Raw genomic sequence first — 19,609 nt, 5'->3', positions numbered from 1 at the left:
CCCGCGCCCGTGCCGGCGCCGGCGCCGGCGCCGGCGGAGGTGACCGCCAAGGTGCGAGGCCGCGTCCAGTTCGACGGCCTCGCGCTGAACGACGGCGACAACCCGTCGCCGACCGGAACCCAGGTCCGCCGCTTCTACCTGGGCGCCGAGGGTAAGATCGCGCCGAGCCTGCGCTATCAGGCCGAGGCCGACCTGGCCGGCAACAAGGTCGCGCTGCAGGACGTGTTGATCGGCTACCAGGCCACGCCCACGACCGAACTTCTGGTCGGCTACTTCAAGCCGCCCGTGACGAACGACGACGCCACGTCGGACACCTACACCCTGTTTCTGGAACGCTCCGCCTATGCCGGGGTGTTCGCCCCCGGTCGACGGGTAGGCGTGGGGGTCAACCACATGGCAGGCGGCGTGGCCCTGCGCGGCGGCATATTCAGCGAGCGCGAGGACGCTTCGCTGGACGTGGACCGGAAGGAAGGCTGGGTCGTGAGCCTGCGGGGGTCCGGCGACCTGCTGCCCGGGACGGACGTCCTCCACGCGGCGCTGTCGGCCTACTACGTCGAGCCGTCGGCGACGGATGGCGCGGTCACCTTCGCCCAGAAGCCGGAGACCAATCGTGCGCCGACGGTGATCGACACCGGCGGATTCGTCGCCGATCACGGCGCCTTCGTGGGCGGCGAGCTGGGCTTCTCGCACGGACCGCTGCTGGTGCAGGCGGAGGGGGGCGTGCTGCGGTGGGATGGCTCGGTCATCGGTCCGCGGCTCTGGGGCTGGTCGGCCCAGGCCTCCTGGCGGCTGACCGGTGAGACCCGACCGTATGATCCGAAATCGGGAACCTTCGGCCGCGTCACGCCAGCCCGCGGCTGGACCGATGGCGGGTCGGGCGCGGTCGAGGCGGGCGTCCGCCTGACCGAGGTCGACCTCAATGATGACGGGCTGCGGGGCGGGCATCTCACCACCTACGGGGTGGTGGTAAACTGGTATCCCGTCACGCACCTGCGGATCGGCGCGAACCTGATCCAGGCGCGCGTGGAGAAGCCGGCCGCGCCGGACTTGGAACATACCCTGCTGACCGTGCGCGGCGCGGTCGACTGGTAAGGCGCCTATTGCAGGCGAGGTGCGCGACGAACACCACCCGATATCGGGTTTGTCATCTTCGCCCGGGCCGGTTCAGCGGCCATGCTCCACCCTGGGCACGGAATCGGGAGTGGATGGATGAGCAACAGGCAGAACGGCGGGCAGGGTCCCTGGTCGCGGGCGCTAGGATTCTCGATTCTCCTGGCCGCCGGCGCGACCCAGGTCGTCGCGGCGCCGCAGGACGCGTTGACGCCGGTGATCAACGGCGCCGCGCCCCAGACCCTGACCTTTGACTGGCCGATGCTGCGGATCGGCACGGGGGAATACGAGGAGGGGCCGACGGGCGTCACCGTCTTCCGGTTCGGCCGCAAGGTGCTGGGCGCCGTCGACGTGCGCGGCGGCGGGCCGGGAACCGTGAACGCCGACTTCCTCCGTCTGGGCTACGAAGCGCCGGAACTGGACGCCGTCGTGTTCTCGGGGGGCTCCTGGTACGGGCTGGAGAGCGTGACCGCGGCCAACACCGCGCTGAAGGACGACGGCGAGCGGGGTGGTCACTGGGACAATGTCGGCCTTGCCGTCGGCTCGATCATCTACGATTTCGGCGCCCGGCGCCTGAACGAGATCTACCCGGACAAGCGGCTGGCGCAGGCGACCCTGCGAGCGGCCCAGCCTGGCGTGTTCGCGCAAGGGCCCCATGGCGCCGGCCGCTCGGCGGTGAGCGGCGGCCTGTTCGGCTGCAACGCCCATTCAGGCCAGGGCGGCGCCTTCCGGCAGATTGGGCAGGTGAAGATCGCGGTCTTCACGGTGGTCAATGCGCTCGGCGTGGTGACGGATCGCGACGGGCGCGTGGTCGCCTGCCATCCCGACAAGGGCTGGCCGCAGGACCTGAAGGCGAGCGACCTGATGGGCGCGACACCCGACAGCTTGAAGCCCGGCTGGAACGGCGCGCGCGCCGCGGCGCCGGACCGCAAGAACACGACCATCAGCCTGGTGGTGACCAACCGCAAGCTCAACCCGGCGGAGCTGCAGCGCGTCGCGGTCCAGGTGCACACCTCGATGGCCAGGGCCATACAGCCGTTCGCCACCGAGCTGGATGGCGATGTGCTCTACGCCGTCTCCACGGCCGAGGTGGACGCCGGCCCGGGCGACGGCCTGGTCAGCGCCGAGATCGGTACGGTCGCCTCGGAGCTGATGTGGGACGCGATCCTCGCCGCCGTGCCGGCTCAGCCGCAGGGGCCCGCGCCGACCGCCGTGGCGTCCAACCCGACCGCGCTGGCGCGCCATGCGGGCGAGTACCGTTTCAGCGAGCTGGCGAGCCTGCAGGTCACGGTCAAGGACGGCCGGCTGTTCGGCCAGGCGACGGGTTCGCGCGACGTCTTCGCGATCAAGCGGGACGCGCCGGCGGAGCTGGTCGCGGTGTCGGACAGCGAGTTCGCCGTGCCCGGCCGCTATCCGCTGACCCTGCGGTTCGAGGGCGACAAGGTGGTGATCAACCCTGGGCGGTGGCAGCAGGTCGGCGCGCGCGCGCGCCGCTAGACCGTGGTTCGGCGATCGCGGTGATCCACCCGCACCACCCGCTCCAGTTTTCGCATCTGCCTTGGCAAAGAGCCGGGAGTCAGCCTTATCGCCAGGAATAATAGGGGGTTGGCGAATGAACAGTCGTTGGGTGTTTCTATCCTGTGTATCCGCGATAGCCCTGCTGCAGTCGCCAGCGCTCGCGGCCGAGGAGCCGACCTCGAACGAGTTGGCCGAGGTGATCGTCACCGCCCAGAAGCGCGAGCAGCGGCTGATCGACGTGCCCATGGCCGTGTCGGTCCTGGGGGGCGAGGAGATGGCCGAGCGGGGAATCCAGAGCGTCCAGGACCTCTCCTTCGCGGTACCCGGCCTGACCATGCGCGAGGACGGCCCGGGCAGCTACACCATCTTCCTGCGGGGCCTGGCCAACCAGTCGGGCTCCGGCGCGCTGGTCAGCCAGTACCTCGACGAGGTTCCGCTGTCGCTCAGCGGCTACGACCAGCTGAGCCCGGCGGCGCTCGACTTGGCGCGGGTCGAGGTGCTGAAGGGGCCGCAAGGGACCCTTTATGGCCAGGGCTCGGCGGGCGGCACGATCCGCTACATCACCAACCGGCCCAAGCTGGATCTTGTGGAAGGCAATGTGGAAGGCACGGTCTATGGCGTCGCCCACGGCGAGACGGGGGGACGGCTGGCCGGGGCGATCAACCTGCCGCTGGTGAAGGACGTGCTCGGTCTGCGCCTGGCCGGCTCGATCGAGGGCGGCGGCGGCTGGATCGACCAGCCCGAGGCCGGCATTTCCGACGGCAACGGCACCAAGTTGATCAATCTGCGCGGCAAGCTCCTGTGGGCGCCCACCGACAAGCTGGAGGCCGAGGCCATGATCCAGCTGCACCGCGCCGAAACCAAGCTGGGCCTCGGCTTCGAGGAGCCCGACCGCACCGTCGACGTGGGCCCCGACCGCAGCAAGCGGCTGCTCCCCAAGGAATTCGACTTCACGGTCTACAACCTGGAGGTCCGCTACGACCTGGGCTTCGCCGACCTGGTGAGCGCCACGTCCTATATCGACCACGATCACCAGTACCCGTTCACCTATATCCCGCGCGCCGGCAACTTCTCGTTCGGTTTCGTGGAGGGCAACGACGACCGGTTCGTCGAGGCGAACCAGTTCAGCCAGGAAGTCCGGCTCTCGTCCTCGGGCAAGCCCCTGGAGTGGACGGTCGGCGCCTTCTTCCGCGACGCGGAGCGCGAGTTGATTGTCGACTACGAGTATTTGTACGCGCCGGCCGGAGACATCGCCACCGGCGGCGGGACGCTCTACGACAACCTCTATTACCGCGACAGTTCGAGCTCGAAATCCTACTCGCTGTTCGCCGACGCGGCCTACCACGTCACCGAGCGGCTGACCCTTGGCGCGGGGGTGCGCTACTTCCACGACAAGCAGACCAGCCTGATCGAGTACGCCCCGAACACCGGGGCGCAGCAGTCCGAGAGCTTCGAGTCCGTCGATCCACGGGTCTATGTCTCGTACCGCTATGCCGAGCAGGCGAACCTCTACGCCAGCGTCAGCAAGGGCTTCCGCAGCGGCGGCTTCAATGGCGCGCCGTTCGAGCCCTACGATCCCGAGAAGATCTACACCTACGAGCTGGGGACCAAGGCCAGCGTCGCCGGCGGCGCCCTGCAGTTCGAGGTCGTGGCCTTCTACACCAGCTATAAGGACATGGTCCGCCGTCGCCTGGTGCAGGTGAATGGCGCCTTCCTCTCGGAGTCGAGCAATATCGGCGAGGTGGAGGTGAAGGGCGTCGAGTTTGGCGCCGCCTGGCGCGCCACCCCGGGGCTGACCCTGACCGCCAACGGCGCCTATATCGACAGCAAGATTACCGACACCGACCCCGGCGACGTGGTCAATGTGCCAGGCGATCGTACCGACTACACGCCGAAGCTCAGCTATACGCTCGGCGCGAAGTACGACTTCGACTGGGCCGCGGAGGTTCCCGGCTTCGTGCGGGTCGACTTCGAGCACCGCGACGCCGTCACCTATATCGACCGGTCGAGCTTCCTGGCGTCGGTGCTGCCGCAGAGATCGGACAGCGTGGACCTGCTCAGCGCCCGGATCGGCGCCGAGTTCGACCAGGTCAGCGTCGAGGTGTTCGCCGCCAACATCACCGACGAGAACCGCTCCATCGACCCCTACCAGGGCTGGGCCAACGCCAACCGGACGCGGCCCCGCATTATCGGCGTCAAGGTCGGCTACGCGTTCTGATCCTACCCTCGTGACCGCGTCACGCACTCCCGGGGGCCGGGCAGGTTTCCGGGAGTGTGTTGTCTTGTCGACGCGAGGCGGTTGAGGGGCGCTACTGGCCGATCGCACCGTGGTGCGCCCATCTCACCGGCGGGGGTCTGGAAGGCCCCTTTCGGCAGTCTGGGACACGCGACCAACCTGGGCTTCTGGAGGCCGCGCCAAGCGGCTCCGGTTGCGGCTGGCGAAGGGGGAGAGTGATCATGTCGAGGATCAGACGGGCGTTCGCCCTGGCGTTTCTGCTGAGCCTGGCCGCGCCGGCGATGGCGGCCGAACCGCGCTGGAACGTGGCCGACACCGGCCAGCCTCATCGCGACATCGAGTTCACCGTCACGGAAGGCTCGTGGATGAGCCTCGATGTCAGCCCCGACGGCAAGACCATCGTCTTCGACCTCCTGAACGACATCTATGCCGTACCGGCGACGGGCGGCGAGGCGCGGGTGATCCACGGCGGGCCGGCCACCCAGATCACGCCGGTGTTTAGCCCCGACGGGACGCGGCTGCTCTACCTCAGCGACGAGGACGGCGCCGACAATCTCTGGATCTCCGGCGCCGGCGGCGCGTCTCCCCGCCGGCTCACGGCCGAGACCGTGGACATGCCGATGGGGCCGACCTGGACCGCGGCCGGCGACGGCGTGGCCGCCGCCTGGATGCGCGCGAACTATCCGAACCAGGCCACCGAGATCCGCCTGCTCGACCTGCGCGGCGGCGTGGGTCGGACGATCGTGGAGACGCCGAAGAACGGCCGCGACGTCCAGGAGGCGGCGTTCTCGCCCGACGGGCGCTACGTCTACTACACCGAACGGCTCACCGACTCCTGGGTCTATGTGGACGCCAACCACGTGAACTTCATCATCCGGCGGCGCGAGCTCGCCACCGGCAAGGTCGAGGACATGGCGAGCGGCTTCGGCGGGGCCATGAGCCCGCAGGTCTCGCCGGACGGGCGCAGGCTGGCCTTCGTTCGGCGGGTGAAGGCCAAGACCGTGCTCTTCGTCCTCGACCTCGCCACGCGCGAGCAGCGTCCGGTCTATGACGGCCTCGACCGCGACGCCCAGGCCGATTGGGTGCCTCACGCCGCCTACTACCCGCACTTCGACTGGTTTCCCGACGGCCGCAGCGTGGCGATCTGGGCCAAGGGCAAGATCCAGCGCGTCGACATGGAGACCGGCGCCGCCGTCGAGATCCCGTTCCGCCTGACCGCCCGCCACCGGATCACCGAGCCGGTCCGCCCGCGCATCGACCTGGCGCCGGCCGAGGTGAAGGTCCGCACCCTGCGCCACATCGCGCCGACGCCGGACGGCGGCGGGGTGCTGTTCACTGCGCTGGGCCATCTGTGGCGCACGGACAAGGTTGGCACGGCGCCGCGCCGGGTCACCCGCGCGGTGTCCGACGAGTTCGACCCCCGCTATTCGCGCGACGGCAAGCGGCTGGCCTATGTGGAGTGGGACGACCAGCGCGGCAGCGCCCTGAAGGTCGCCGCCGCCGACGGCCGCGGCGCCCGGACCCTCGCCACCTCGCGCGGCGTGATCCGCCAGCCGACCTTCTCGCCGGACGGCCGCGACCTGGCCTATCGGATCCAGGCGCCCGACAAGACCATGGGCGGCTATCGGGCGAAGCCGGGCATCTACCGGGTCCCGGCCGCAGGCGGTGAGAGCACCTTCGTTGCGGCCGGCGACGACGCGCCGATGTTCTCGCCGGACGGCGAGCGGATCTACTTCGTCGTGATGGAGACCGAGGGCAAAGAGTACGTCCACCGGCTGGTGAGCGTCACCCGTGACGGCCATGACCGGCGCGAGCATGCCCGCACGCCGGACGCCGACACCATCGAGCTGCGGCCCAGCCCCGATCTGCGCTGGATCGCGTTCCGGGACCGTCAGCAGTACTACGTCACGCCCTATGTGGAGACGGGCGCGCCGCAGCTGGTCAGTGCGGCCGCCGACGCCTTCCCGGTCCGGCGGCTCACCGACCAGGGCGGCTATGGCCTGACCTGGTCAGCCGATTCCGCCCAGCTCTATTGGACATTCGGGGCCTCGGTGCGGCGCGCGACGCCGGTGGGCGAGGGCGCTCAACGCTTCGTCGAGGTCGACCTCAAGGCGCCGGGCGACGTTCCCCGCGGCGCCGTCGCCTTCACCAACGCCCGAGTCCTGACGATGCGCGACGGTGAGGTGATCGAGCGGGGGACCCTTGTCGTCGAGGGCTCCCGGATCACGGCCGTCGGACCGGCCGGCGACGTGATGGTCCCCCAGGGGGCCAAGGTCTATGACCTGGCCGGCAGGACCGTGATGCCGGGCCTGATCGAGATGCACGGCCATGTGGACTGCTGTTTCGGCTCCGGCGTCATGCCCCAGCAGCAATACGGCCGCTACGCCGAGCTCGCCTTCGGCGTGACCACGGTCTTCGATCCCTATTCCACCGAACAGACCAGCTATGAGAGCACCGAGCGAACGGCCGCGGGGCTGATGGTCGGGCCGCGCTGGATCGGCTCGGGCTCGGTGATCTACGGGCGCGCCCGCAAGGCCGACTTCGTCTATGTGCCGATCGACAGCTATGCCGACGCCCAAGGCGTCATGGCGCGCAAGGCCGCCATGGGCGGCGTGGTCATCAAGTCCTACAAGCAACCCGCCCGCCAGCAGCGGCAGATGCTCGTTAAGGCTGGCCGCGAGGCCGGGGTGATGATCGACGCCGAGGGGGAGGGCCAGTTCTACTACGACATCTCCATGATCCTCGATGGGCACACCAACCTCGAGCACAACCTGCCGCTGGCCGCCCACTACGACGACATCATCCAGCTGATGGGCAAGGCTGGGGCGCACAACACCCCGGTCCTGAACGTCACCTTCGGCGAACTGTTCGGCGAGAACTACCTGTATCAGCGCACCCGCGCCTGGGAGGACCCGAAGGTCCGCGCCTATGTCCACGAGGTGGTCAGCGGCTACAGCCCGCTGCTCGCCCCGCACGGCGCGCCGCCCTACGTCCGCAGCATGACCACGATCCACGCGGCGGACGAGATCTACGACATCGGCGTGCTGGCGGTCGCCCGGGCGGTCAAGAAGATGGACGACGCCGGGGTCACCATCAATGTCGGCTCCCATGGCGACTTCCCCGGCCTCGGCATTCACTGGGAGATGGAGCTGATGGCCGCCGGCGGCATGAGCAACGCCCGGGTTTTGCGGGCCGCCACCATCAACGGCGCCAGGACGCTCGGCTTCGACCACCAGTTGGGGACCCTGGAGCCTGGCAAGCTGGCCGACCTCATCGTCCTGGACCGCGACCCGCTGGCCGACATCCGCAACACCAACAGCGTTCGCTACACCATGGTCGGCGGCCGGCTCTACGACGCCATGACCATGGACGAGCTCGCCCCCGATCCCCGGCCGCGCCGCAAGTTCTACTGGGAGCTCCAGGACACCAAGGGTGTCGACTGGAACGAGACCCAGGCGGGACAATGACCATGACCAGGCGCATCGGCGTGTGGGCCGCGCTCGGCGTCAGCGCAGCGGCCCTGATGCTCGGGGCGGCGGCGCCGGCCTGGGATGTGAGCGACACGGGCCAGCCTTCCACCGCCGCCGAGTTCGCGGTGACCGAAGGCACTTGGATGAGCCTGGACGTCAGTCCCGATGGCCACACCATCGTCTTCGACCTGCTGGGCGACATCTATGCGGTCCCGGCGACGGGCGGCGAGGCGCGGCGGCTCCATGGCGGGCCGGCCATGCAGCGCAGCCCCCGGTTCAGCCCGGACGGCGGGCGCCTGCTCTATCTCAGCGACGCCAGCGGCAGCGACAATCTTTGGACCTCGGCGCCGGACGGCTCCGACGCGCGTCAGGTGACGCGCGAAACCGTCGACCTGCTGACCGGCCCCGCCTGGGGGCCCAAGGGCGCGTTCGTCGCGGCCGCCCGGATGGAGTCCACGGTCGCCAGGCTACATGCCTCCGAGATCCGGCTGTTCGACCTGCGCGGCGGCGCCGGCAAGGTGCTGGTCCCGGCGCCGGCGAACACCGAGAACGTCCACGAGGCCCAGTTCTCCGCCGACGGGCGCTACGTCTACTACACGGAGAAGGTCAGTGGCCCGAGCGCGTCGCGGGTCTATATCGACGCCAACCACATGAACTACGCGATCCGCCGCCGCGAGCTCGCCACGGGCAAGGTCGAGGAGTTGGTCAGGGGCTTCGGAGGGGCCACGACGCCGGCCCTGTCTCGCGACGACCGGCGGCTCGCGTTCGTGCGGAGGGTCAGGGACAGGACGGTGCTGTTCGTCTACGACCTGGCCACGCGCGAGCAGCGGCCGATCTTTGACGGGCTGGACCGCGACGCCCAGGCCGACTTCATCGGCCAGGGGCTCTACTATCCGCAGTACGCCTGGTTCCCGGACAATCGCCACCTGGCCATCTGGGCCAAGGGCAAACTGCTCAAGGTCGACACCGAGACCGGCGCCGCGACCGAGATCCCGTTCCGGGCCGAGGTGCGCCAGCAGCTGACGACGCCGGCCCGGCCGGCCAAGCCACTGGCGCCGGCGCGGTTCACGGTGAAGGCGATCCGGCAGCTCGCGGTCTCCCCCGATGGCAAGACCCTGCTCTTCAATGGGCTGGGCCAACTCTGGCGCCAGGCGGGCGGCAGGCCGCAGCGCCTCGTCGCCGGCGCCTTGCCGCAGTCCGAACCCAGCTTCTCGCAGGACGGCCGTCGCGTCGCCTACGTGGAATGGAACGACGAGCAGGGCGGCAGCCTGCGCATCGTCGACGCCGCTGGCTCGCACCAGGTCCTGACCAGTCGCGGGGCGGTGCGCGAGCCGAGCTTCTCGCCCGACGGCCAGACGCTGCTCTACAAGATCGACCAGGGCGACGCCTGCCTGGGCGGTCACGAGGCGCGCCCCGGGCTCTATCTGGTCCCGACCGCCGGCGGCGAGAGCCGCTATGTGACCGAGGCCGGCGGCGCGCCGATGTTCTCGCCCGACGGCAAGCGCATCTGGCGCACGCGCGAGACCTATATCGGCGACGACCTGATCACCACGCTGGAAAGCGTCGATCTTAACGGCCAGGACCGCCGCGAGCACGCCCGCACCCGCAACGCCGACACCTCGGAGCTGCGGATCAGCCCGGACCTGCGCTGGATCGCCTTCCGCGATCGGCAGCAATACTACGTGACGCCGTTCAGCCCCACCGGCGAGGCAGCCGTGGTGGGCGCCGAGGAGCGCGCCGGCCCGGTGACGCGGATCAGCGCGGCCGGCGGCTACAACCTGGTCTGGTCGCGGGATTCCTCGCGCGTCTACTGGACCCTTGGCGAGGCGGTCTACTCGACCCAGGTGGGCGCCGGCGGCGCGGCGATCCTGGAGCGTCGGATCGGCCTGGAGGCGGCGAGCGACCGGCCTTCGGGGGTGCTCGCCCTGGTCGGCGGTCGGCTGATCACGATGCAGGGCGAGCGCGTGATCGAGCGGGGCGTCATCGTGGTCCGCAACGACCGCATCGAAACCGTGGGCGACGCCGCCGAGGTGACGATCCCCAAGGGCGCCAAGGTCATCGACGTCTCGGGCAAGACCCTCATGCCCGGGCTGATCGACATGCACGGCCACGTCGACAACTGCTACTACACCTCCTCCGGCCTCACCCCGCAGAAGCAGGCGACCCGCTACGCCGCGCTCGCCTACGGAGTGACCACCAACTACGACCCCTACAGCTCCGAACTGCCCACCTACGCCATGTCGGAGATGACCAAGGCCGGGCAGATGGTCGGGCCGCGGGCGATCGACTCCGGGCTGGTGGCCTATGGCCGCGCCGGCAAGTCGGACGCCGTCTACCTGCCGATCCAGACTCTCGAAGACGCCCGCACCTTCATGGCCCGCAAGGTCGCCCTGGGTGGGCTGACCGTGAAGAGCTACCGCCAGCCCATGCGCAGCCAGCGCCAGATGCTGCTCAAGGCGGGCCGCGAGGCCGGCGTCCTGGTCGACGTCGAGGGCGAGAGCCACCTGTTCAACAACATCACCATGATCCAGGACGGCCACGTCAACCTGCAGCACAACATGCCGGTGGCGACCTATTACGACGACATCGTCCAGCTGATGGCCCGCGGCCAGGTCAGCCACACGCCCACCTTGATCATGCTGTTCGGCGAGCTGATCGGCGAGAACTACCTCTACCAGACCACCCGCGCGTGGGAGGATCCGAAGGCGCAGAAGTTCGTGCAGGTGACCACCAGCGGCTACAGCCCGTTGGGCGCGCCCTACGGCGGACCCCCGCATGTGCGCAACATGACCACCATCCACGCGGCCGAGGAACTGTGGGACATCGGCTTCCGCTCGGTGGCGCGCTCGATCAAGAAGCTCGACGACGCCGGGGTGGTGGTCAACGCCGGGTCCCATGGCCAGGTCGCGGGCCTGGCCATGCACTGGGAGATGTGGCTGCTGGCGCAGGGTGGGATGAGCAACCTGCACGTCCTGCGCACGGGCACCCTCAACGGCGCCCGGACCCTGGGCCTCGACAAGGAGATCGGGTCGCTGGAGGCCGGAAAGCTCGCCGACCTGCTGGTGCTGGATGCGAACCCGCTGGAGGACATCCGCCACAGCAACAGCGTCCGCTACACAATGGTGGGCGGGCGCCTCTACGACGCCCACAGCATGGACGAGATCGGGCTGCGTGAGCGGCCGCGCGGCAAGTTCTTCTGGGAGACCGGCCGCGACTACAACGGCATCGACTGGAAGAGCCCCTGGGCGCACCATTAGGCCTGGTGCTTCCCGCTCACCGCCGCCTGATCCGTAAGCACCTGTGGCCTGCGGAGCGTGGGGACCAAGATCGATTGGTGAGCATCGGGAGGAATGGCGTTGAGTGAACTGAGCGTGCCGGCCGCGGCCGGCAGGGCGGCGGAAAGCGCGGCCCCCGTCGGCTCGATGCGGGACGCCTATGCCGGCAAGCTCCTGCCCAAGATGCTGGTGGAGACCTTCCGCCGCAACGAGGAGGCCTTCTCGACCCGGCGGATCGCCCGCGGCGGCCCGGTGCGGCCGTTGCCCTACGCCGCGCGTCAGGTCACCGACCTGCCGATATCCGCGAACGGACAGGTCTACGACCTCGCCGACTATCTGGGGCGCAATCGGATCGGTGGCCTGTTGATCCTCAAGCGGCGGGAGGTCGTCTTCGAATATTACGACCTCGGCCTGGCGCCGACGACACCTTGGGTCTCGATGTCGATGGCCAAGTCCATGGCCACCACCCTGGTCGGGGCGGCGATCAAGGACGGCTGCATCGGCGGCGTCGATGACGACCTCAGCACCTACCTCACCGAACTGCGCGGGAGCGCCTACGAAGGGGTCAGCATCCGCCACCTGATGCAGATGACCTCGGGCGTGAAGTGGGACGACACCCACACCGACCCGACCTCCGAGCGCCGGCACATGCTGGAGCTGCAGACCGCCCAGCGCCCCGGCGCGATCCTCGACTACATGAAGGGCCTGCCGCGGGTCGCCGAGCCCGGCGCGCTCTGGAACTACAGCACCGGCGAAACCCATGTGGTCGGCGCCCTGGTGAAGGCCGCAACGGGCAAGTGGCTCGCCGACTATCTGTCCGAGAAGGTCTGGTCGCACGCCGGCATGGAAGCCGACGCGAGCTGGTGGCTGGAATCGCCCGGCGGCCTGGAGGTGGCCGGCAGCGGCGTCAGCGCGGTCCTGCGCGACTATGTCCGCTTCGCCCTGTTTGCGATGGAAGGCGCGGTCGTCGACGGCGAGTCCATCCTCCCGCCCGGCTGGATGGCCGAGGCGACCCTGCCGCGCGAGGCGGGCGGCGAGCCCTTGAACTACGGCTACATGTGGTGGCCGGTGCCCTCGGCGGACGGCTCATTCGCCGACGGCGCCTTCAGCGCCCGCGGCATCTTCGGGCAGTATCTCTACATCAACCCGGCCAAGGACCTGATCATCGGGGTGCTGAGCTCACGTCCCAAGCCCAAGGCCTCCGAGGCCATCCTCGACAACGACTTCTTCAACGCCGCGGCCGAGGCCCTGGCGTGACCGCCACCGAGGTCTCCGGCCTGACCCCTGGCGCGCATCGCGAGCGCAGCTTCCTCGGCCATCCGCCGGGTCTGGCCTATATCGTGTTCACCGAGGCCTGGGAGCGCTTCTCCTTCTACGGCATGCAGGCGCTGCTCGTGCTCTACATGACCGGCCACCTGCTGCACGCCGGCACGGTCGAGGGCGTCGCCGGCTTCGCGGCGTTCCGCGGTGTGGTGGAGGGGGTGACCGGACCGCTCTCCGTGCAGGCGCTCGCCTCGCAGATCTTTGGCCTCTATGTGGGGCTCATCTACTTCACTCCGGTGCTCGGCGGGCTGGTCGGCGACCGGGTCACGGGGCGCCGGGCGGCGGTGATCATCGGCGCGGTCTTGATGGCCGGCGGCCATTTCCTGATGGCGTTCGAGGCCAGCTTCCTGGCCGCGCTGCTGCTGCTGATCCTCGGATCCGGCTTCCTGAAGGGCAACCTCGCGGCCCAGGTCGGCAGCCTCTACGCCAAGACCGACCAGCGGCGGGACGCGGGCTTTCAGCTCTACTGCATGGCGATCAACGTCGGCGCCTTCGTGGCTCCGCTGGTCTGCGGCACCTTGGGCGAGCTCTACGGCTGGCACTACGGTTTCGCCGCGGCCGGCGTGGGGATGCTCGTGGGCATCGTCGTCTACCTGGCCGGCGCGCGCCACCTGCCGCCGGAGGCCCCCCGCGCCACAGCCGAGGCGCGGCCGGGGCTGCAGGCCGGCGACGGCCGCCTGATCGCCTCGCTGCTGGCGCTGCTGGGCCTGACCTCGCTGTTCTGGGTGGCCCAGACCCAGGTGTGGAACACCTATCCGATGTGGCTGCGCGACCGTGTCGATCGCGGCGTGTTCGACGCCACGATTCCGGTGACCTGGTTCCAGTCGCTGGACTCTCTGGCCGTGCTGCTACTGGCGCCGGGCGTGATCTGGATGTGGCGCCGGCAGTCATCTCGCCAGGTCGAGCCTGGCGAGATGACCAAGATCGTGCTCGGCTGCATGGCTTTCGCCGTGGCCTGCGCGGGCCTGGCGCTGGGCGAGGTGACTGCGGCGGGCAAGGTGGCCCTGATCTGGCCGGTGCTGTTCCACTTCATCTGCGCCATCGCCTACCTCTATGCCGCGCCGGTGGCCCTGGCGCTGGTGTCGCGGGCCGCGCCGCCGGCAGTGAACGCCATGATGGTCGGCACCTACTACCTCGCGCTGTTTGTGGGTGGACTGGTCAGCGGCTGGCTCGGACGGTTTTACGAACAGATGCCGGCCGCGGGATTCTGGCTGATGCACGGCGCCATCGTCGGCGTCGGAGGCTTGCTCATCCTGCTGCTGCGCCCGGTCTTCATCCGCCTGCTGCGGCTGGACGCCCCGACCGCCTGACGCCGTTTCAACTCATCTCGCTTAAAGGAGCCGACGTGCCCAAACCCAACCTGTGCGCCGCCCTGGTGGCGTTCGCCTGCGCGCTCGCCGCCGCATCGGCGGCGCGGGGCGCGACCGCGCATCACGCGGTGGTGGACCGCATCCCGGGCCCAGACGGCGGCTACGACTATCTCGCCGTCGACGCGGCGGCCCAGCGCCTGTTCGTGGCCCGCGCGTTCGGGGTCATGGCCGTGGACTTGCAGACCCGCGCGCTTACCCCGCGGCTGGTCCAGGCCAACGACGTCTCGGCCGTGCTGCCGATCCCGGACAGTCCGCTGATGCTCAGCACCGTCTATGGCGACGACAAGGCGGTGATCTTCGACCGCGCGACGGGCGCCGTCCTGGCGGAAGTGGCGACCGGCAAGTCGCCGGACGCGGCGGCCTATGACCCGTTCAGCAAGCTCGTCCTGGTGATGAACGCCAAGAGCGCCGACATCACCCTTGTCGATGTGGCGAAGCGCGCGGCGGTCGGCGTCATCGCGCTCGGCGGCAAGCCGGAGGCGGCGGTGAGCGATGGCAGGGGCCGGATCTACGTCAACCTCGAGGACGCCGCCGAGGTGGCGGTCATCGAGATGGCGACCCGGAAGGTCGAGCGCCGTTACAGGTTGCCCGGGTGCGAGGAGCCGACGGGCATCGCCCACGATCCCGCGGCCGGGGTGCTGATCGCCGCCTGCCACAACCGCACCGCCAAGCTGATCGACGCCGCCACCGGCGCGGACCGAGGCACGGTGACGGTGGGCAAGGACGCGGACGGCGCGATCTTCGACCCGGCGCGGCGGCTGGTGTTCATCCCCTGCAAGGAGGGCACGCTCAGCATATTCGCGTTGGGCGCCGACGGGAAACCGGGCCCGGTCCAGGTGGTGAAGACCGCGCCCGGCGCGCGCACCGCGGCCCTGGACCCGACGACGGGCCGCATCTACCTGGCCGCCCAGCAGGCGCGCCTCGACGACAAGGGGGAGGAGGGCTTCGTGCCCGGTACGTTCGAGATCCTTGTGGTGGCGCCGCAATGAGCCTGCGCGCCCTGTTGCTGGCCGGCGCCGTCGCGGCGTCGGCCACCGCCGCCCATGGGGAGATCCTCACCGTCTGCCCCGCCGCGTCGCAGGACACGGCCTGCCGGTTCACCGGCGGTGAAGGAATCCAGGTCGCAGTGGACGCGGCGCGGGATGGGGACACCGTCCGGCTCAAGGCGGGACGCTACATCGCTGTCCGCTACCGCGACGTGCCCTTCCAGGACCTGCATATCCGCGGCTTCGTGGTGGTGAGCGGCAAGCGGCTGGCGATCGAGGGCGAAGAGGGCGCCATCCTGGACGGCGCGCAGGGTCCGCCCACCAGCGCCTTCGTCCTCGACCGCGCCGAGGTGTCGCTCCGCAACCTCGCGATCCGCGACTTCCGCTATCACCGGGAAGAGGACCAGATTTACGACGGCCACGGCGTGTTCGCGATCAACAGCCGTGTGCGCCTGGACGGCGTGCGCATGGAGCGGATCGTCAAGATGGCGATCACCGGCCGCGGCGACACCCAGATCGACGCGTCCGACATCCGCCTGCTCGACGGCCATATGGGGGTCTGGCTCGAGGAATCCGCCCACGCGAACATCCGCAATTCGGTCATCCAGGGCGGGGACTCCGCGGCGATCGGCGCCTACATGAACGCCACGGTCCACCTCTATAATTCCGTGGTCCAGGCCAACGGCGACGACGGCCTCTACGCCACGGGTCGAGGTTCGATCTTCGCCGCCAACTCGCTGATCCTCGGGAACAAGCCGTTCGGACTGAATGCGGTGGAGGAGGGGCGGATCGCCGTCGTCCATAGCGTCGTCCATGGCAACGCCGCGGACCTCGATGCCAAGGCCGACAAGCGGGCCGTACACCTGGGGGATGGGGTCGTGCGCCTCGATCCCCGGATCGACGCCGAATGGCGACCGAAGGCCGGATCGCCGATCGCCGGCCGCGTCGATCCGGACTTCGGGCGGCCGATCGGGCTCACGGGAGAGGCGCGGTGATGCGGTGGGCGATTCCCCTGCTGCTGGCCGGCCTGGCGGCGACGCCGGCCGCGGCCGAGCAGTACTGGACGACCGCGCCGATCACCGCCGTCAGCGCCGTGGCCAAGGACGACAAATATCCGCAGTACAGCGACGTCATCTACATCGGCTTCGGCGACAAGGCCTGGCTGCCCGAGCGGTGCCGCAAGGCCCCGGGCCTGCTGGCCGACGCCGCCGACAAGGCCCTGCTCACCCTGGCGCTGGCGGCGCTGGCCCACGGCCGGCCGGTCGACATCAAGGCCGAGGACGGCCGGATGATCGGCGACTACTGCCGGGTCTTCCAGATCACCCTGCACGCGCCCTGAGCCGTTTGGCGGGCCATGGTGCGCGCCCCGCACCATGCGCCGCCCGTTTATCATCTCCCGCCTGGACGGCCGGGAAGGCCATGGTCGCGGCAATGGGGCGGCGTCTTCGGCGGACCGCTTTCCAAGGCTGAGGATCGGAAAGGAGCGTCATGCTCAAGGCGGACATGAGCACGGCTGATTGGCGTGCGCTCGACCAGGCCCACCACGTCCACTCGTTCACCGACCCGCGGGCGATGAACGTAAAGGGTACGCGCGTGATCACGCGGGCGGACGGCGTCTACGTCTGGGACAGCGACGGCGCCAAGCTGCTGGACGCCATGGCGGGGCTCTGGTGCGTAAATGTCGGCTACGGCCGGAAGGAACTGGTCGAGGCGGGGCGCGCCCAGATGGAGGTGCTGCCCTACTACAACAACCACTTCCAGTCGGCGACGCCGCAGATGATCGAGCTGGCGAGCCTCATCGCTGAGGTGACGCCCCCGGGGCTCGACCAGATCGTGTTCGCCAACTCCGGGTCCGAGGCAATCGATACCGTCCTGCGGATGGTGCGCCACTTCTGGCGGCTCCAGGGCCGGCCCAGCAAGCAGATCTTTATCGGCCGCTCGCTCGGCTATCACGGCAGCACTCTGGCCGCGACGAGCCTCGGCGGCATGGCCCACATGCACGGCATGGACAACGCCCTGCTGCCCGGCTTCGAACACATCGGCCATCCGCACTGGTACACCCAGGGCGGTGACCTCACCCCGGAGGCGTTCGGCCTCGAGGCGGCGCGGGAACTCGAGGCAAAGATCCTCGAACTCGGCCCCGAAAATGTCGCCGCCTTCATCGGCGAGCCCGTCCAGGGCGCCGGCGGCGTGATCGTGCCGCCCTCCACCTATTGGCCCGAGATCCAGCGGATCTGCCGCCTGTACGACGTGCTACTGGTGGCCGACGAGGTCATCTGCGGCTTCGGCCGAACCGGCAGCTGGTTCGGCTCGCAGACCTTCGGCATCGAGCCCGACCTGATGACCATGGCCAAGGGGCTGTCGTCCGGCTACGTGCCGATCTCCGCGGTCGCGATGAACGCGCGGGTCGCCGACACCATCAATCAGGGCGGGCTGATCGCTCACGGCTACACCTATTCGGGCCATCCCGTGGCCTGCGCCGTCGCCATTGAGAACATCGGCATCATCCGCCGTGAAGGCCTGGTCGAGCGGGTGCGCGAGGACGTGGGCCCCTATCTCCAGAGCCGCCTGCAGCAGCTGGCCGAGGAGTCGCCGATCGTGGGCGAGGTGCGCGGCGTGGGCCTGATGGCGGCGCTGCAGCTGGTCCGCGACAAGGCCACGCGCGAGGTGTGCACGGCCGAGGACAACGCGGCGATCCTCTGCCGCGACTATGCGGCCGACAACGGCTTGATCGCCCGCGCCCTGGGCCAGGCCATGGCGCTGAGCCCGCCGCTGACCATCACCCGCGGCGAGATCGACGAGCTGATCAGCAAGCTGGGCTCCGCCCTCGATCACACCGCGCGGGCCCTGGGACGGCTCTGATGGCCGACGGAACCGCGGCGGCGTCGCTGCTGCAGGATGTCCGCCGGTGGGCGGACCGGCAGGGGATCGAGACGCGCTTCGGCGTCTTCAACCCCGCCAATGGCGCGCTGGTCGGCGAGGCGCCGGACATGGGGGCCGGCGAGACCGAGGCGGCCATCGCGGCGGCCGCGCAGGCGCTTCCCGCCTGGGCGGCGCAGACCGCCAAGGCGCGGGCGGAGATCCTGCGGCGCTGGCGCGACCTTATCCTCCACCGAGAGATCGAGCTCGCGCACCTGCTCACCGCCGAGCAGGGCAAGCCGTTCGAGGAGGCGCTGGGCGAGGTCCGCTTCGGGGCCAGCTTCATAGAGTGGTTCGCCGAGGAGGGTAGGCGGCTCTACGGCGACGTGATCCCCAGCCACGCGCCGGGCAAGCGCCTGCTGACGCTCAAGCAGCCGATCGGGGTGGTCGCCGCCATCACCCCCTGGAATTTCCCCAATGGAATGGTCGCCCGCAAGGTCGCGCCGGCCCTGGCTGCGGGGTGCTGCGTTGTCCTGAAGCCGGCCGAGGACACGCCGCTGTCGGCCATAGCGCTGGCGATCCTGGCGGCGGAGGCGGGCGTGCCGCCTGACGCCTTCCGCGTCGTCACGGCCAAGGCCCCGGCCGAGGTCGCCGAGACGCTGACCGCAAGCCCGACCGTGCGGAAGCTCTCGTTCACCGGCTCGACCCCGGTGGGCAAGCTGCTCATGCGCCAGTGCGCCGCCACCGTGAAGAAGGTCTCGCTGGAGCTCGGCGGCAATGCGCCCTTCATCGTCTTCGAGGACGCCGACCTCGACGCGGCCGTTGCGGGCGCGGTGGCCTCGAAGTTCCGCAACGCGGGCCAGACCTGCGTCTCAGCGAACCGCATCTATGTGCAGGCCTCGATCATGGAGGCCTTCGCCGCACGCTTTTCGGCCGCGGTGGCCAAGCTGGTGGTGGGGGAGGGCGCCAACCTCTCCACCAACGTCGGCCCGCTGATCAACGCCGCCGCGCTCGGCAAGGTGGATGGGTTGGTCCGCGACGCCGTCGCCAAAGGGGCCCTGGCGGTGCTTGGCGGCGAGCGGCATCCGCGGCGAGGGACCTTCTACCGGCCCACCATCCTCACCGGCGTCACGGCGGACATGGAGATCGCCCACGCCGAGATCTTCGGTCCTGTCGCGCCGCTGTTCACGTTCGAGACCGAGGCCGAGGTGGTTCGGCGCGCAAATGACACGCCCTACGGACTCGCCGCCTATTTCTGGACCCGCGACATCGGCCGCGCCTTCCGGGTCGGCGAGGCTCTCGAATACGGCATGGTCGGCCTGAACGAGGGCCTGATCTCCAGTGAGGCCGCACCGTTCGGCGGGATCAAGGAATCCGGCATCGGCCGGGAAGGCTCGAAGTACGGCCTCGAGGACTACGTCGAGATCAAGTACCTGCTGCTGGGCGGCCTTGCCTGAGCGCC

12 protein-coding genes are annotated in these 19,609 nt (G+C 69.6%); all 12 read left to right on the top strand.

Annotated features, from left to right (window positions below; all coding sequences use genetic code 11):
• On the top strand, positions 1-1,092 hold a 1,092-nt coding region (locus V6M51_RS18495), incomplete at its 5' end, for an OprO/OprP family phosphate-selective porin (RefSeq protein WP_332769520.1).
• A gap of 117 nt (positions 1,093-1,209) precedes the next feature.
• A complete protein-coding gene (locus V6M51_RS18490) occupies positions 1,210-2,607 on the top strand; it encodes a P1 family peptidase (protein WP_332769518.1) in 1,398 nt (465 codons plus the stop codon).
• Positions 2,608-2,722: 115 nt separating this feature from the next.
• On the top strand, positions 2,723-4,846 hold the full coding sequence (locus V6M51_RS18485) for a TonB-dependent receptor (protein ID WP_332769517.1): 2,124 nt from the start codon (positions 2,723-2,725) through the stop codon (positions 4,844-4,846).
• A gap of 239 nt (positions 4,847-5,085) precedes the next feature.
• Positions 5,086-8,331 (top strand): amidohydrolase family protein, encoded by a 3,246-nt coding sequence (locus V6M51_RS18480; protein ID WP_332769516.1) that lies wholly within the window; start codon positions 5,086-5,088, stop codon positions 8,329-8,331.
• A gap of 2 nt (positions 8,332-8,333) precedes the next feature.
• Complete coding sequence (locus tag V6M51_RS18475; protein WP_332769515.1) at positions 8,334-11,591, top strand: amidohydrolase family protein; 3,258 nt, start codon at positions 8,334-8,336, stop codon at positions 11,589-11,591.
• A 99-nt stretch (positions 11,592-11,690) separates the two neighbouring features.
• Entirely contained in the window at positions 11,691-12,866 is a 1,176-nt protein-coding gene (locus V6M51_RS18470; RefSeq protein ID WP_332769514.1) for a serine hydrolase domain-containing protein, read from the top strand.
• Positions 12,863-14,242, top strand: a complete 1,380-nt coding sequence (locus tag V6M51_RS18465; RefSeq protein WP_332769512.1) for a peptide MFS transporter — start codon at positions 12,863-12,865, stop codon at positions 14,240-14,242. Before V6M51_RS18470 ends, V6M51_RS18465 begins: the two co-directional genes overlap by 4 nt.
• A gap of 35 nt (positions 14,243-14,277) precedes the next feature.
• A complete protein-coding gene (locus V6M51_RS18460) occupies positions 14,278-15,291 on the top strand; it encodes a YncE family protein (RefSeq protein WP_332769510.1) in 1,014 nt (337 codons plus the stop codon).
• Entirely contained in the window at positions 15,288-16,283 is a 996-nt protein-coding gene (locus tag V6M51_RS18455) for a right-handed parallel beta-helix repeat-containing protein (RefSeq protein ID WP_332769508.1), read from the top strand. The genes V6M51_RS18460 and V6M51_RS18455 overlap by 4 nt, the downstream gene beginning before the upstream one ends.
• A complete protein-coding gene (locus V6M51_RS18450) occupies positions 16,283-16,627 on the top strand; it encodes a hypothetical protein (RefSeq protein WP_332769506.1) in 345 nt (114 codons plus the stop codon). Before V6M51_RS18455 ends, V6M51_RS18450 begins: the two co-directional genes overlap by 1 nt.
• A 149-nt stretch (positions 16,628-16,776) precedes the next feature.
• A complete protein-coding gene (locus V6M51_RS18445) occupies positions 16,777-18,150 on the top strand; it encodes an aspartate aminotransferase family protein (RefSeq protein WP_332769504.1) in 1,374 nt (457 codons plus the stop codon).
• The gene (locus V6M51_RS18440) at positions 18,150-19,604 is read left to right on the top strand and encodes an NAD-dependent succinate-semialdehyde dehydrogenase (RefSeq protein WP_332769502.1); all 1,455 of its coding nucleotides are present in this window, start codon (positions 18,150-18,152) and stop codon (positions 19,602-19,604) included. Before V6M51_RS18445 ends, V6M51_RS18440 begins: the two co-directional genes overlap by 1 nt.
• Positions 19,605-19,609: the final 5 nt, after the last annotated feature.

Source organism: Phenylobacterium sp. (assembly GCF_036677185.1).
Classification (GTDB): domain Bacteria; phylum Pseudomonadota; class Alphaproteobacteria; order Caulobacterales; family Caulobacteraceae; genus Phenylobacterium.
Note: the sequence above shows the minus strand (reverse complement) of the source record. Positions and strands in the feature narration are given on the sequence as shown.